The organism is Ruegeria sp. E1, from assembly GCF_056534225.1.
The window spans coordinates 185,456-199,272 of record NZ_JBQFPE010000003.1; the positions used below are offsets into that span (position 1 = coordinate 185,456).

Annotated in this window: 15 protein-coding genes; 3 read left to right on the forward strand and 12 right to left on the reverse strand. The window is 61.5% G+C overall.

Annotated elements, in window-relative coordinates; genetic code table 11:
- A complete protein-coding gene (locus tag ACR0FG_RS04535) occupies positions 1–996 on the forward strand; it encodes a hypothetical protein (protein WP_480890569.1) in 996 nt (331 codons plus the stop codon).
- Between the two features lie 8 nt (positions 997–1,004).
- Here ACR0FG_RS04535 and ACR0FG_RS04540 read toward each other — a convergent pair whose 3' ends face one another.
- The 5 genes from ACR0FG_RS04540 to ACR0FG_RS04560 form a co-directional block, all read right to left on the reverse strand.
- On the reverse strand, positions 1,005–3,056 hold the full coding sequence (locus ACR0FG_RS04540) for a molybdopterin-binding protein (RefSeq protein WP_480890904.1): 2,052 nt from the start codon (positions 3,054–3,056) through the stop codon (positions 1,005–1,007).
- A gap of 20 nt (positions 3,057–3,076) precedes the next feature.
- Entirely contained in the window at positions 3,077–3,568 is a 492-nt protein-coding gene (mobB, locus tag ACR0FG_RS04545; RefSeq protein ID WP_480890571.1) for a molybdopterin-guanine dinucleotide biosynthesis protein B, read from the reverse strand.
- On the reverse strand, positions 3,565–4,209 hold the full coding sequence (mobA, locus tag ACR0FG_RS04550; protein ID WP_480890573.1) for a molybdenum cofactor guanylyltransferase MobA: 645 nt from the start codon (positions 4,207–4,209) through the stop codon (positions 3,565–3,567). Before mobA ends, mobB begins: the two co-directional genes overlap by 4 nt.
- A 56-nt stretch (positions 4,210–4,265) precedes the next feature.
- Positions 4,266–5,219 carry an AEC family transporter gene (locus tag ACR0FG_RS04555; RefSeq protein WP_480890575.1) on the reverse strand — a complete coding sequence of 318 codons (954 nt, stop codon included), beginning with the start codon at positions 5,217–5,219 and terminating at the stop codon, positions 4,266–4,268.
- 110 nt (positions 5,220–5,329) lie between these two features.
- On the reverse strand, positions 5,330–6,271 hold the full coding sequence (locus tag ACR0FG_RS04560; protein WP_480890577.1) for a formate dehydrogenase accessory sulfurtransferase FdhD: 942 nt from the start codon (positions 6,269–6,271) through the stop codon (positions 5,330–5,332).
- Between ACR0FG_RS04560 and ACR0FG_RS04565 the strand changes: the two genes are divergently transcribed.
- Both ACR0FG_RS04565 and ACR0FG_RS04570 read left to right on the forward strand, forming a co-directional pair.
- Positions 6,270–6,980, forward strand: coding sequence for an AzlC family ABC transporter permease (locus ACR0FG_RS04565; RefSeq protein ID WP_480890579.1), 711 nt, complete (start codon positions 6,270–6,272; stop codon positions 6,978–6,980). The two genes, ACR0FG_RS04560 and ACR0FG_RS04565, sit on opposite strands and share 2 nt — an antisense overlap.
- Positions 6,977–7,309 (forward strand): AzlD domain-containing protein, encoded by a 333-nt coding sequence (locus tag ACR0FG_RS04570; RefSeq protein WP_170712578.1) that lies wholly within the window; start codon positions 6,977–6,979, stop codon positions 7,307–7,309. Before ACR0FG_RS04565 ends, ACR0FG_RS04570 begins: the two co-directional genes overlap by 4 nt.
- On the opposite strand, the gene ACR0FG_RS04575 is transcribed toward ACR0FG_RS04570, so the two are convergent.
- The 7 genes from ACR0FG_RS04575 to ACR0FG_RS04605 form a co-directional block, all read right to left on the reverse strand.
- Complete coding sequence (locus ACR0FG_RS04575; protein WP_480890582.1) at positions 7,298–7,930, reverse strand: hypothetical protein; 633 nt, start codon at positions 7,928–7,930, stop codon at positions 7,298–7,300. The two genes, ACR0FG_RS04570 and ACR0FG_RS04575, sit on opposite strands and share 12 nt — an antisense overlap.
- Positions 7,931–7,951: 21 nt before the next feature.
- The gene (locus ACR0FG_RS04580; RefSeq protein WP_039522971.1) at positions 7,952–8,086 is read right to left on the reverse strand and encodes an aa3-type cytochrome c oxidase subunit IV; all 135 of its coding nucleotides are present in this window, start codon (positions 8,084–8,086) and stop codon (positions 7,952–7,954) included.
- A gap of 68 nt (positions 8,087–8,154) precedes the next feature.
- A complete protein-coding gene (locus ACR0FG_RS04585) occupies positions 8,155–8,709 on the reverse strand; it encodes a hypothetical protein (protein ID WP_480890585.1) in 555 nt (184 codons plus the stop codon).
- Positions 8,696–10,534 carry a glycerophosphodiester phosphodiesterase gene (locus ACR0FG_RS04590; protein ID WP_480890587.1) on the reverse strand — a complete coding sequence of 613 codons (1,839 nt, stop codon included), beginning with the start codon at positions 10,532–10,534 and terminating at the stop codon, positions 8,696–8,698. Before ACR0FG_RS04590 ends, ACR0FG_RS04585 begins: the two co-directional genes overlap by 14 nt.
- 66 nt (positions 10,535–10,600) lie before the next feature.
- A complete protein-coding gene (locus ACR0FG_RS04595) occupies positions 10,601–11,053 on the reverse strand; it encodes a DUF6173 family protein (RefSeq protein WP_170712569.1) in 453 nt (150 codons plus the stop codon).
- A gap of 5 nt (positions 11,054–11,058) precedes the next feature.
- Positions 11,059–12,105, reverse strand: coding sequence for an MBL fold metallo-hydrolase (locus ACR0FG_RS04600; protein WP_480890591.1), 1,047 nt, complete (start codon positions 12,103–12,105; stop codon positions 11,059–11,061).
- Positions 12,105–13,808, reverse strand: a complete 1,704-nt coding sequence (locus ACR0FG_RS04605) for an acyl-CoA dehydrogenase (RefSeq protein WP_480890594.1) — start codon at positions 13,806–13,808, stop codon at positions 12,105–12,107. The genes ACR0FG_RS04600 and ACR0FG_RS04605 overlap by 1 nt, the downstream gene beginning before the upstream one ends.
- Positions 13,809–13,817: the final 9 nt, after the last annotated feature.

Sequence of the window (13,817 nt, forward strand, 5' to 3'; positions counted from 1 at the left end):
ATGTCGGGTTCCAATTCAGATCATGACGGTGAAAAGCCGACCCCGCTGGGCATCTATGATCGTCCGGCGCGCCCTGCGGTGACGGATATCGAAATTGCCGCAATCGCACTGAGCGTGATCTGGCTGGTGGTTTCGGTCTTATTTCTGGTGCTGCCCGGCGAACAGCAGGGCGGCGGGTTCATCGTGACCTTGCTTGCGGTGTTTATGCCAGTGGCGATGATCTGGGTTGCCGCCATGGCGATGCGCGCCAGCCGGGTGATGCGCGAAGAAAGCGCACGGTTACAGACCGCGATCGACGCGATCCGCCATACCTATGTCACGCAGCAGCAACGCGCCGCCAGCACTTATGAACCCGCCGCTGGCCGGAAGCTGGATGAAATCGCACCAAGCGCGAAAAAGACTGAAAGCGGTGCGGCCACGTTTTCGTCCGCCCGAAACGAACCGGTGCGCAATGCCGAGCCGCAAGACGGACCGGATGATCAGACCTCGCTGGCGCTTGGCACCCCCGCCGAGGCGATAGCGCCGCCACTGACACGGGATGTTTTCATCCGGGCGCTGAATTTTCCCGAGACACAAGATGACACGCGCGGCTTTGATGCGCTGCGTCAGGCGCTGAAGGATCGCAAAGCTGCAAAGCTGGTGCAGGCGTCGCAGGACGTTCTGACCCTTCTCAGTCAGGAGGGGATCTATATGGACGATCTGCGGCCCGATATGGCGCGGCCCGAGATTTGGCGGCAGTTCGCCCAAGGCGCGCGGGGGCGTGCGGTGGCGACATTGGGCGGAATCCGTGACCGGTCGTCGCTGGCGCTGACGGCGGCACGAATGAAGCAGGATCCGATTTTCCGCGATGCCGCGCATCACTTTCTGCGCCGGTTCGACCACATGATCGCCGATTTCGAACCCGATGCCAGCGACGCCGAGCTGACCGCATTGGGAGAGACCCGCACCGCGCGCGCCTTCATGCTGCTGGGGCGTGTGGCCGGCACATTTGATTGAGTCCTGCGCTAGAGCCCGAAGCTGCCATAGGGAATGAACCGCACCGGATCGCCGGGTTGGATATGGCGTTCGCCGTCTTCAATTTCGACCAGCCCCTCGGCCCAGCTGAGCCCGCTGACGCGGCCTGATCCTTCGGAATGGAACACCTCGACCCGACCGTCGCGGATGCGGGCGCGCAGGTATTCGCGGCGACCCGGTTTCTTGCGCTTTTCAAAACCGGCGGGCAGGTCGAAGCCCTGCGGTTCCTGCCAGCCGGCCCCCGCCATCAGGCCAAGCGCGGGGCGCGCGAAGATCAGAGTACAAACCATCGCGGCGACCGGATTGCCCGGCAGGCCAAAGACCGGGGTTTCGTTCCACATGCCCAGCGCCAGCGGGCGACCCGGTTTCAGAGCAATGCGCCATTGCTGCATCGCGCCTGCCTGACGCAACAGGGCCGAGACATGATCTTCGTCCCCGGCAGAGGCACCACCGCTGGTCAGGATCACATCCGCCCGTTCAGAAGCCCGGTCCAGTGTCGTGCGTAGGGCATCGGGGTCGTCAGCAACGCGGCCCATATCGACGGGGTCAAACCCCATGCGGTCGATCAGCGACAGCAGCATGGGCCGGTTGGCGTCATAAATCTGACCCGGTCCTGCGGTCTCACCGGGTTCGACCAGTTCATCCCCAGTGGACAGAACCGCCACGCGCAAAGGTACAAACACCGGCACCTCCGAGATGCCCGTTGCCGATAGCAGGGCCAGATCAGCCGGGGTCAGGCGGCGACCGGCTGGCAGGGCGAGCTCTCCTTCGGTCACGTCCTCGCCCGCGCGGCGGGTATTGGCCCCCTGTTTCAAGGGGCCGCGAAAGGCGATATGACCGCTTTGGGCGGTTACGTCCTCTTCCAGAATAACCGTATCCACACCGTCGGGCAGCGCCGCGCCGGTCAACACGCGAATGGCGGCACCTTCGGGCACGACCCCGTCAAAGGGGAGGCCCGCCGCAGCGCGACCTTCTACCAGAGGCAGTATGTGTTCGCCCTGCGGCTTCGCGCCTGCAAAGCCATAGCCATCCACCGCCGTATTGGGCAGCGGCGGGTTGGAGCGTTGGGCAATCGCATCCTGCGCCAGAATGCGCCCCGACGCCTGCGTCAGCGCAACCGTTGTCACCGGCTTTACGGGCCTGAGACGGTCGCGCAACAGGGCCAGTGCTTCATCGACCGGGGTCCAGTTCACGCCCGCGGGCAATGCGAAACAATCGTTTTTCAGCGGCGGCGGTGCGATATCCGGCTTGCTTTGTGAGACTCCCAATATCCAGCCTTCCTCTGCTGCGCTTACATCCAGTTGTTGCGCCAACTCTGCCGCAGGCATCGCAGCCAGGGACAGCGCGACCTGTTCAACCTGCCATGCGTCCTTGATCCGGTCGTCCGGCCCGGCACCCAAAGTCAGCGAGGGCCAGATTTCCACGAAGGCGACCGGAGTGTCCAGCGTCTGAAACGGCCAGACTGCGATCTGGCCCGGAAAAGCGCGGCGCAGGCGGGCGAGAACGGGCAACCCGGTCATCACCTGCCCGCCCACGGCTCCGGCCCCGCCCATCTGCCAGCAGGTAAAACTGCCCTTGGCTTCGGGGGTCAATTCCACGGCGCGGCGTTCGGGGAACGGGTTGTGATAGTTCGATTTTGTCTTCGGCAAGCCGTCGATTTCCCGGCGCAGGCCGTTGAACCAAAACGGCCCCTTGCCGCCGAAACGCCGGTTGATCTGCCCGGCCAGATCGAAGCGGTTATTGGCATTGGGCGTATCTTCGATGTGCTGTTCGAACCACTCCCACAGGGTAAGCGGATCGTCGGTGCCGGTCAGCGCACGGGCAAAGCCTTTGGGATAGCCAAACGGAAAGTCGAACCCCAGACACAGCCGCCGCCCTGCTGCAATCTCTGTCTCAATCAGGTTGTACAGCCACCGCGCGGCGATCTCGCGGTTTCTGAGGTAGTCGGGTGCCTCGGCCCTGCCGTGTCGCACGACACAAGCCCAGATCGCATCCTTGCGCGGTTTGGGACCGGTATCATTGCCACCCGACCAGTCGACCATGGCAAAGCTGTCAAAGCTGTTCACAAACCGACCTCTTGCAGGATGAAGTCCGCAATGGCCGGGGTGTCGTTCAGGTCAAACACCGGGCGATCCAGTTCCATCGCGATGTCGCTGGCGACGGCGCGGATCGTGTCGTTATCGGTGGCGATCAGGGGGTTGCCGGTCTCGGCGCGAAATGCCTCGACCTTTGGGTGCGGTTCGCGTTTGTAGCCTTCGATCAGAATCAGATCGACGGGTGAGAGGCGGGCCAGCAGAGCGTCCAGCGACGGCTCGGGCGTGCCGCGTAGTTCCTGCATCAGGGCGACGCGGTGGCCCGAGGCCAAAAGAACCTCGGACGCCCCGGCAATCCGGTGGCGGTAGCTGTCGCGGCCCGGCTGATCGACGTCAAAGGCGTGATGCGCATGTTTGACGGTTGAAACGGTAAAACCGCGCCCGGTGATCTCGGCCACCAGACGTTCCATCAACCCGGTTTTGCCCGCGTTTTTCCAGCCGGTAACGCCGTAAATCCTCATGCCTGTTCCAGCAGTTGCTGCGCGCGGATCAGATCGTCGGGCGTATTGACATTGAAGAACGGGTCGAAGGGCTGGGCGTCAAACAACGCCTCGCGCCCGCCATGCTTGTCCGTCCACAGAACAACCTTGCGGAGCCCGTCGTTCAGAGCCTGACGCAGATCGTCACGCAGCGCCACGGGCCATAGCCCAAAGGTCGGATGCCGGTTGATCCGCTTGCCACCGCCCGATTTCAGTGCCTCATCCCCGGTGCGCGGTGTTGTTGCCAGAACCAGCGGATGCGCCTGCCCCTCGGCCGCCTGCATCAGCCGCGCCGCCAGATCGCGCGGAAAGAACGGCGTGTCGGCGGCGGCGGTGACGATGCTGTCAACCCCTTGCGCGGCCGCCCAGTCCAGGCCTGCCAGAACTCCGGCCAGAGGGCCCGCGAAACCTTCGATCGAATCCGCGATGACCGGGATACCAACATCGTCAAACCGGGCCGGGTCGCCATTTGCATTCAGCGCAAGCCCGTCAACTTGCGGGGCAAGGCGGCGGATGACATGAGACAGCAGGCTTTGCCCGCCAATCTGCAGCAGGCCCTTGTCGCCCCCGCCCATTCGCGTGGCGAGGCCGCCTGCCAGTATAACACCCAGAGTTTTGCCCATAGTACCCTGTTCCCTTCGCCGCGATCAGACGGCCCTTGCCCGGTTGTAGAGCGAACTCAGTTCAATTGAAACGCGGTTGGATAGAGATGGTGCAGGACAAACAGCCACAGGATCAGGGTTCCGACCGACAGGAACGATGTCATCGACACGATATGAGCCGCCAGCTTGGGTTCCTGATCATAGTGCTTGGCCAGCAGGAAGATATTCTTGGCTGTCGGCACAGCTGCTGAGACCGTCGCCGCAATGGTCCACAGCGGATCAAGCCCGATCAGATGCGCCGCCAGCAACACAAGCCCGGGCGCGACAATCAGTTTCACTACGGTCAGAAACAGGATCAAAGGCCCGGTTTGCACGATCGTCCGCACACTGGTGGTAAACCCGATCGCAAATAGCGCAACCGCGGCCAAAGCACCGCTCAGAAGCTCAAGATAGTCCGACACAGCGTCCGAAAAGCCAAGACCTGTCGCAGAATAGGCCACGCCCAGCAGAGTTGCCGCGATGATCGGGTTCTTCAGGACGTTGAGCAAGATTTTGTGGATCGGTGTCCGCACCCCGGCTTTGTGCCCTGCAGTGGTTTCGAGTGTCGTGGTCATGATCAGAAGCAAGATCGCCACGACCAGATTGGCCAACACCGCAGGCAATGCTCCTTTGGCACCGAAGATCGCGTGCAGGATCGGCAGGGCCACAAGCGCGGTATTCGACGCAACACCGGCAAAGGCCGCAACGGTGGCCGATCCGGCGTGAAACCCCGTCATTGCCCTGAGGATGAAGAACAAAACGATGAACAGCACCAGCAGCGTGCCGCCATAGGCGATGTAGAAGCCGTAATTCAGAAGGTTCGCGAATTCCTCTTGCCCGATCAGATAGAACATGATGGCCGGGATCAGGACATAGACCGCAAATTGCACCAGCGCGTCCGATGTGTCCTCGCTCAGCAATTTGGTCCACGAAAACACGTAGCCTGTGAGGATCACCGCAAAGACCGGGGCTATGAGGTTTATGAGTTCCATGTTGCGATCGGGCAGACGCGGCCCGCTTTCCTGATAGTCGTATTACCTTGATGCTTACATCTATCAGAAATCACGAAATTTTCTAAGCGCTGCTTTCGCGCGTTGGCAGATCAGGGGCGGGCGCTTTTGCGTTTGTGTTTTTTGTCCTCGACCGGAACCGTTGCCGGGTCGATGTCGCGCAGCAGCCGATCCTCGCCTGAAAGGCAGACGAACCGCTGGCCGCGCATCCGGCCGATCAGGGTCAGACCGACCTCGCGCGCGATCTCGACGCCCCATGCGGTGAAGCCCGAGCGCGAGGCCAGAACCGGGATGCCCATCATCGCAGTTTTGATCACCATTTCCGAGGTCAGACGACCCGTGGTGTAGAGGATCTTGTCAGCGGGCTCTTCGCGCTCGGACAGCATCCAGCCTGCGATCTTGTCGACGGCGTTGTGGCGGCCCACGTCCTCCATATAGACCAGCGGACGGTTCTGATGGCACAGAACGGTGCCGTGGATCGCCCCGGCCTCAAGATAGAGCGACGGGGTGCGGTTGATCTTGGCCGCCAGATCATAAAGCCACGAGGTGCGGACCGAAACCTGCGGCAGGCGCACATCCTCAAGCCCTTCCATCATGTCGCCGAACACGGTGCCGACCGCACAACCGCTGGTGCGGGTCTTTTTCTTCAGCTTGTCCTCGTATGATGTCTCACGCTCGGTCCGGACCACGACGGTTTCCAGATCGTCGTCATAATCGACCCGCGTAATCGTATCGTCGGGCTGCAACATGCCCTGATTGCGCAGGAAGCCCAGCGCCAGATATTCGGGATAATCGCCGATGGTCATTGCGGTCACGATTTCCTGCGCGTTCAGGAAAATCGTCAGCGGGCGCTCCTCGACCACCGAGATGCGGCTGAGCTGACCGTTCTGGTCGACGCCTTCGACCGCGCGGGTCAGGCGCGCGGCGCCGGGGTCCGGGGCGATGATGTATTCGGAGAGGTCCAGTTCTGTGGCCAATTGCAACCCTTTCCCAAGACGGCTACTGCTGCTGCGTTCACCATAGGATCTAGCCATGGCAAGCACTACATCCAAGTCATACTACTGGAAGGGTTTTCGCGACGGCACCCCGTTTGTCTTTGTGGCCGGACCGTTCGGGTTGCTGTTCGGGGTCTTCGCAACCGAAGCCGGGATGAACGTGGCGCAGACCTTGAGCTTTTCGGCGGCGGTATTTGCCGGGGCGGCGCAGTTCACCGCGCTGCAATTGCTGCAGGACGGAACGCCGACGATCATCATTCTGATCTCGGCTTTGGCGGTGAACCTGCGGGTGGCGATGTATTCGGCCTCGCTGACGCCGTATCTGGGGGCCGCCCCGCTGTGGCAACGCGCCTGTGCTGCCTATCTGATCGTCGATCAGTCTTATGCCTGCTCCATCGTGCAGTTCGAGAAGGACCGGCAGATGTCAATCCCGCAGCGCATGGCCTATTTCGTGGGCTCGGTCACACCGATCACGCCGCTGTGGATCTTTGCGACCTATCTGGGGGCGGTTCTGGGCACGCAAATTCCCGAAAGCTGGGCGCTGGATTTTGCCTTGCCAATCACGTTTCTGGCGATGATCGGGCCGATGATGCGCACATTGGCCCATGTGATCGCAGCCCTTGTCGCCATTATCGTGGCGCTGCTGACCGTGGCCGTACCGTTCAATCTGGGCCTGCTGATCGCCGGGGCGATGGGCATGATAGCGGGCGCACAGGCCGAGTTGATGTTGGAGCGGAGAAAGACATGACCCAAGCCGACCCGATCACCTTTTGGACCATCATCATCGGTCTGGCCGTTGGCAGCTATACCCTGAGATTTACATTCATCGGGCTGGTGGGGGACCGCCCCATGCCGCCCTGGTTACTGCGCCATCTGCGTTATACGGCGGTCGCGATTCTACCTGCATTGATCGCGCCTTTGGTCGTTTGGCCCTCGGCCACCGAGGGACAACCCGATCTGCCACGCATGGCTGCCGCCGCCGTCGCGCTGAGTGTTGGTATCATCACAAAAAACGTGCTGATCGCGATCTTCAGCGGCGCATTTACGCTTTACGGTCTGCTGTTTCTAGTTGGTTGAGGCCGTTTCCAGCTGGTTCAGCCGCGCATTGTTCGCCGCCAGACCTTTTTGCAGGTCCGCATCGTCGTTTTCACGGTATTCCGAGGTGACGACGCCCGGAATCTGACCGAACTGATCCGACAGATTGACCGGGAAAAAGGTCACGTCGATCTGTTCAAATCCGGGAACCTGCTGCAGCAATCTGGCGGTGGAATTTGCGCAATAGGCGCTGGAGACCGGCCCGGATTGCTTGGCCAGTTTCAGGGCGATTTCGGCCTGTTGCGGGCTGACCTCGATCGTCTGGATGCGGGCAAAATGCGTCTCGCGCGCGTGGCTGCTGCGATAAGCGCGCTCGACGGCCGGAGTGATACCATAGAGGACATCATCCTTGATCGGCACCACATCGGCCCGGAAAGAGCCTGCCGGGTCGAAGATCACGCGCTCACTGCCGCCGATCATCAGAGATGTATGCGCGCCAGAGCCGGTGCGCGTGTTGATCATCGTATAGAGCGTCAGGGTCGAGGGCCCGGGATCACGATAGGATCGGGCAACAATTTCCGACCTGTCGGCCTGCGGGCGTTGCGACCCGGTGCAGCCCGCAACAGTTGCTGCCAACAGGCAGGCAATCAAGATCCTGAACACGGGCCGCGCCTCTGGTCTGGATTAAGACGCAAAAACAGCCAGGAACAGGCAGAGGAAGGCAATCGCCACCACGCACCAAGTGGTGAATTTGATGAAGCCGTCGAAGGTTTTGGTTTGAACGGTGATGTCCATTTCGCCGTGCTTGTGTTCAGCCATGTCTCAAAGATTCCCAAATCTCGTGTTTGAGATGTTGGATAATCGAAATTTCCCGGCCTGTCACGACGTCATTCGCGCGCAGGTCCCGGAGGGGCGAAAACCGAACATCCCGGATAGCCAAACCCCCAGCGCCACGGCAGCCCGCTGCACGGTCCGCCACCAAACCGGACGGCCATATACATTGCCTCTGCGGTAATGGAATGGACCGAGCGGATCTGATCCGGGGTCATGTCATAGCGGATGGCGTATTCGTCGGCATGAGCCTGTCCATGTGCCTTGACGCAGGCACGCAAGGCGTCATCAGCAGCCAGGCGGGCCTTGAAACTGTCCTCGGCCTGCGCGGCGGCGCCTGCATTGTGATAGGCGCGGTCATGGGTGACGCAACAGTTTTCCCAGGGCGGATGCGCCTCATAAAGCGCGCTGAACTTCGGGAAGGTATCGGCCACCAGCCGCCAGCTTGACGACAGGCCGCCCGAGCATCCGTCGGTCTCAAACGGGGTCAGATCGCCACGCGATTCCATCAGGGCGCGATGGGCCGGCATCTCAACCCCGCGCATTAGATCCTGTGCAGCAAGGGGTGAGGCCAGACAGACCAGAACATGAACGAGATTACGGGCTGGCATCGCGCATCTCGTCTGTATCGACCGAAAGACCGAAGGTGGTGGCCAACCACAGCAGCAGCCTTTCACCCGGCCCCATTTCGGCCCGCACGCGCAGCACCTCGCGGGCCATCGCCGGGCGGTCGGTGATCAAGCCATCCACGCCCATCGATGCCATCGCTGACATTTGCAGCGGGTCGTTGACCGTCCAGACATAGATGTCCTTGCCCGCGTCATGCACCTGCCGGATCAGACCCGGCGACGCCATGGCCGCGTTCACCGCAACAAAGTCCCCCTCAAGCCCGGACAGATCTCCCACCGCCGTGGCGGCCAGAACCCCGGCCCGCCAATCGGGGCGCAGGGCTTTCATCTTTTGTACCGCAGGGTATTTCAGCGACATGGTGGCGATGTCGTTCTGCATCCCATGCTCTTCGACAATTGCGGCGACGCGATTTTCCAGATCGACGTCATGGCCGTAATATTTCAACTCGATGATAACCTTGGACTTGCCCTTGGCCGCGCTGAGGACATCGTGCAGCGTGGGTGCGCGTTCATCGGCATATTCCGGGTCGAACCAACTGCCGATATCGATCTGGGCAACGTCTTCCATTGTGGCATCCCAAACCTTTGTCGGCACACCCGCCAGTTTCATGAAATCGCTGTCATGGGCGATGATGACCACTCCGTCGGCGGTTTCCTGAACGTCGATCTCGACCCAATCCGCCCCATCCTCGATTGCCTTGAGAACCGCCGCCATGGTGTTTTCCGGTCGGATCGCGGCCGCGCCGCGATGGCCGATGACATCGGCATGATCCGAGGCCTGCACCCGTTCCAACAGTTCCTGCCCGGACCACAGACCGATCAGCAGTGCCACCGCAGCCACGCCGACGGTGATAAGAACCGGCGCGCGCAGGTTGCTGGGTTCGGGATGCGGCAGGGTTTCGACCTTGGGCTCGAAGAATTCATCCAGAACCACCGCCAGCGCCCCCAGCGCGGTTGCGGCCAGAACCAGCCCCGCCAGCGACCAAAGGCCCGCGACGATCAGGCTTGCCGTCAGCGCAAGGCGCAGGTTCGCGCCCTCTTGCAGCGGGACAAGCGCGAACAACAGCCCTGCCACCGTCGCAATGGCCGCAGCAATGGCGACGCGAGCGGCCAGCCAGAGGACCAGTTCGATTTTGAGGCGGCCGCGCTTGCCCTCCATCCGCGCGGCGCTTTCGGCAAAGGCCGCCGCCGGGGCAAATGCCTCGAACAGCACAAGGTGCAGGCCAAGCGCCCAGGCCGATAGCCGTCGGATCAGCACCCAGGCCATGGCAAGTACGACCAGACCGATGAGACCCACGGCAACCCAGAAGGCGGGCGGGTGAAAGGTCAGATAGTAGTTGATGTCATATTCCGTCAGCGTCCACCATGCGATGACTCCAGCAACCGCCACAAACGGCAGGGCCAGCGCCAACACCCGCAGGATCAGGCGCGCTGCAAAACCGAACAGCGCGGGCAGGCGCGTCAGGATCAGGGTAATCGCCGAACTTCCCGCGCGCCACGGATCGCTTTCGCCCATGCGCAGCGACCCGGCCATGACGGAAAAGACAAAAACCTCGGCCAGCAGAAACAGGCTGAGCACGACAATGGCAGCGATAAACCCTGCCGGAGACAGCAGGAACATCGCAATGTCCTGATCCGTCAGCGCCGTTTGATTGGACAGGGACACGGCGAAATTCACCGCTGCACCAACACCGGGGGCAATCAGCGCGATCAGCAGCAAACGCACCGCGATGTAGATCGGCACAAACACACGCCGCCGCGCCCATGCGGCACCGTAGGCATTTGTAACGGCTGAGAAATTGGTCACGCGGCGCCCCCTCTTGAACGATCAACTCATTCAAGGCTGCGCAGACGTGAATTGCAAGTCAGGGGATCAGTTTTCTTCCAGATCTGCGGCTAAGCGGAACCCGATGCGATTGGCGGGCTTGTCCTCGATGGTTTTTGGCAGCGCGCGCAGCATGACGTTCAGTTGGCTGACATGTTGCACCAACTGGGTCTTCGCCCCACCCCCATCCGAGCCGTAGAAGGTGATGATATCGGGGTCGAAATATCCCATGCCTTCGATCCGCATCACGCCTGCGTCGCCGCCAGTAAACCCCATGGCGACCTCGTGATCACTGTCCAGCGTTTTTTCGAAATTCTGGATATAGAGGATCAGACGTTCATAAGCCCATTGTGCAGGGCTTTTGGCTTCGACAGGTTTCTGCAAAGGCTTGGGCAGTTCCTTTGTGCCCGAATCCGCATCCGGGTTGGCGTGAACCTCATAGCATCGGGGCAAGGCTGCTGCTTCGGCCGCCTCGGCGGAGGTTTCGATTTCGTCCTGCATCTGACTTACCCTTTGCGCTGAAACTCCCATGCCCCGTCCGCGCGCCGCGTCCGGTTCACGGCATCAATGTGGTAGAGATGGTTCAGGTGTGCAACCGCTTCGACCAAAGCAAGACCATATTCGCCGTCTTTGATCGGGCGTTTGAACAGGGGCGGGAAACATTCGGCAGCGGTTTTGGGCGTGTCCAGATCATGCAGTAGCCGGTCCAGCGCGCCGTGGTGATTGTCGATCAACTGGCGCATTCGCAGCGGCAAGCCGGTAAAGGGCAGCTTGTGCCCGCCCAGAACCAGTTGATCGGGTTGGGCCAATGTCTCTAACCGTTCGCAGGATTCCAGCCAGTCGGCGACCGGGTCAGCCATGGGCTCGGTTGCGTAGACGCCCAGATTGGAACTGATCGAGCTGAGGATCTGATCGCCGGTCAGCACCAGATTGTCATCACGGCTCCAGAACGTCGCGTGTTCGGGGGCGTGGCCATTGCCCATATGCACATCCCAGTCGCGACCGCCCATGCGGATCACGTCGCCCTGTTTGATGCGGGTAAAGCCCAGCGGCATCGGATAGACCACATCGGCAAAGTTGAACGGCCGGTCCGCCTTGCGTTTGTCGAATATCTCGGGGGCCATGCCCGCGCTGCGGTAATAATTCAGCGTTTCCTGCGGCCAGTTTTCCTGAACGTCCAGCGTCAGCATCCGGGCGAACAGCCACGCAGTGCGGCTGGCGACCAGTTCGGCCCCGTGTTCGGATTGAAACCATCCGGCATTGCCCACGTGATCGGGGTGATGATGCGTCACCACCACGCGATTGACGGGTTTGCCCGCCAAGGGTCCGGCCATCAGATTTTCCCAGATCGCGCGCGTCTTTTTCGACGACAGGCCGGTATCGATCACCGTCCAGCCGTCACCGTCGTCCAGCGCGTAGACATTCACATGATCCAGCGCCATCGGCAGCGGCAACCGGATCCACAGAACCCCATCGGCAACTTCAGCATACCCTCCGGGAGCGGGCGGTTCAGGCCACGGATAGCGGATCGTAAGGGGGGCGTCGCCATCCATCAGACTGCCAACTCTTCAACGCTGAGCGCATAGAGATCATCCGCACCATTCCGGGCTTGCGCCAGTAGCCCCGCATGTTCGGGCAGCAGAGCATTGATATAGAACCGAGCCAGTTTGGCGCGGGGCCCGTCCGGTTCCGCCAAAGCTGCTGACAGATGATAATGCCCGCCCAATACCCGAGCAAAGGCATGAAGATAGGGCACCGCACCGGCAAAACGCGTGTTCATATCGTCCTGCGACACCAGCCATTCCGTGACCTCGCGCAGGGACTCGGTCGCTTCCCAGACAGGCTCGGCCAGATCGGGCAGCGTCGCGCGAGCGCGTTCGGCCTGATCTTCGATTTCATCCAATAGGTTGGAAGCCGCTTCACCGCCGTCCATCATCTTGCGGCCCACAAGGTCCATGGCCTGAATGCCATTGGTGCCTTCGTAGATCGCGGTAACACGCACGTCGCGATAGTACTGAGCGGCGCCGGTTTCCTCGATAAAGCCCATGCCGCCATGCACCTGAACGCCAGTCTCGGACACGCGCATCCCGGTCTGGGTGCCGAACACTTTGCCAATCGGCGTCAGCAATGCGGCCCGCGCGGCCCATTCCGCGTCACCCGTCGCCTGCGCCATGTCGATTGCCGCCGCATTTGACAGCAGGATTGCGCGCGCTGCGAACACATCGGCGCGCATCTCCATCAGCATCCGGCGCACATCGGCGTGGTCGATGATCGTGCCCGAGGGCGTCCGGCCCTGCTTACGCTCTTGCGCATAGGTCAGTGCGTGCTGATACGCCCCTTCGGCTGCACCGACACCCTGCCCGCCGACGCCCAGTCGGGCGTTGTTCATCATGGTGAACATCGCCGCCATGCCGCCATGTTCCTTGCCGACAAGCCAGCCTTTGGCCCCGTCATATTGCATCACACAAGTGGGAGAGCCGTGCAGGCCCATCTTATGTTCGATCGACACCACCTTGAGGTCGTTTGCCACACCGGGGTTGCCGTTCTCATCAGGGATGTATTTCGGCACCAGAAACAACGAGATGCCCTTGGTGCCCGGTACGCCATCTGGCAGACGGGCCAGCACAAGATGGCAGACATTTTCGCAAAAATCGTTATCGCCCCACGAGATAAAGATCTTTTGCCCGGTCACGGCATAAGTGCCATCGCCGTTGGGTTCGGCCCGTGAGGTCAACGCGCCCACGTCGGAACCTGCCTGCGCTTCGGTCAGGTTCATGGTGCCGGACCATTCGCCCGCCATCATCTTGGGCAGATAGAGGTCTTTCAATGCGTCACTGGCGTGATGTTCCAACGCCTCGATCTGGCCTTGGGTCATCAACGGGGCCAGTTGCAGCGACAGGCAGGCCGCGCTCATCATCTCGTTCACGGCGGTGGTCACGGTCATCGGCAGGCCCATGCCGCCATATTCGGGATCGCCGCTCATCCCGATCCAGCCACCCTCGGCGATAGCCTTCCAGCCATCGGGATAACCGGCAGAGGTCCGCAGGACGCCGTTTTCCAGCCGCGGCGGGTCAAGGTCGCCGGGGCGTTGCAGGGGGGCCATCACCTCTTCGCACATCTTGCCTGCTTCGGTTAGGATCGCGCTGACCACATCCGCGCTGGCCTCGGAGAATTTCTGAGTGGCGGCGATCTGATCGAAACCGACCACGTTATCCAGCAGGAACTGATAGTCTGAGATTGGGGCGCGATATGGCATGGCATCTCT

Coding starts and splice junctions, on each gene's coding strand:
- ACR0FG_RS04535 (WP_480890569.1), top strand. CDS start 1: ATGTCGGGTTCCAATTCAGATCATGACGGTGAAAAGCCGACCCCGCTG.
- ACR0FG_RS04540 (WP_480890904.1), bottom strand. CDS start 3,056: ATGGTCGACTGGTCGGGTGGCAATGATACCGGTCCCAAACCGCGCAAG.
- mobB (WP_480890571.1), bottom strand. CDS start 3,568: ATGAGGATTTACGGCGTTACCGGCTGGAAAAACGCGGGCAAAACCGGG.
- mobA (WP_480890573.1), bottom strand. CDS start 4,209: ATGGGCAAAACTCTGGGTGTTATACTGGCAGGCGGCCTCGCCACGCGA.
- ACR0FG_RS04555 (WP_480890575.1), bottom strand. CDS start 5,219: ATGGAACTCATAAACCTCATAGCCCCGGTCTTTGCGGTGATCCTCACA.
- ACR0FG_RS04565 (WP_480890579.1), top strand. CDS start 6,270: ATGGCAAGCACTACATCCAAGTCATACTACTGGAAGGGTTTTCGCGAC.
- ACR0FG_RS04560 (WP_480890577.1), bottom strand. CDS start 6,271: ATGGCTAGATCCTATGGTGAACGCAGCAGCAGTAGCCGTCTTGGGAAA.
- ACR0FG_RS04570 (WP_170712578.1), top strand. CDS start 6,977: ATGACCCAAGCCGACCCGATCACCTTTTGGACCATCATCATCGGTCTG.
- ACR0FG_RS04580 (WP_039522971.1), bottom strand. CDS start 8,086: ATGGCTGAACACAAGCACGGCGAAATGGACATCACCGTTCAAACCAAA.
- ACR0FG_RS04585 (WP_480890585.1), bottom strand. CDS start 8,709: ATGCCAGCCCGTAATCTCGTTCATGTTCTGGTCTGTCTGGCCTCACCC.
- ACR0FG_RS04595 (WP_170712569.1), bottom strand. CDS start 11,053: ATGCAGGACGAAATCGAAACCTCCGCCGAGGCGGCCGAAGCAGCAGCC.
- ACR0FG_RS04600 (WP_480890591.1), bottom strand. CDS start 12,105: ATGGATGGCGACGCCCCCCTTACGATCCGCTATCCGTGGCCTGAACCG.
- ACR0FG_RS04605 (WP_480890594.1), bottom strand. CDS start 13,808: ATGCCATATCGCGCCCCAATCTCAGACTATCAGTTCCTGCTGGATAAC.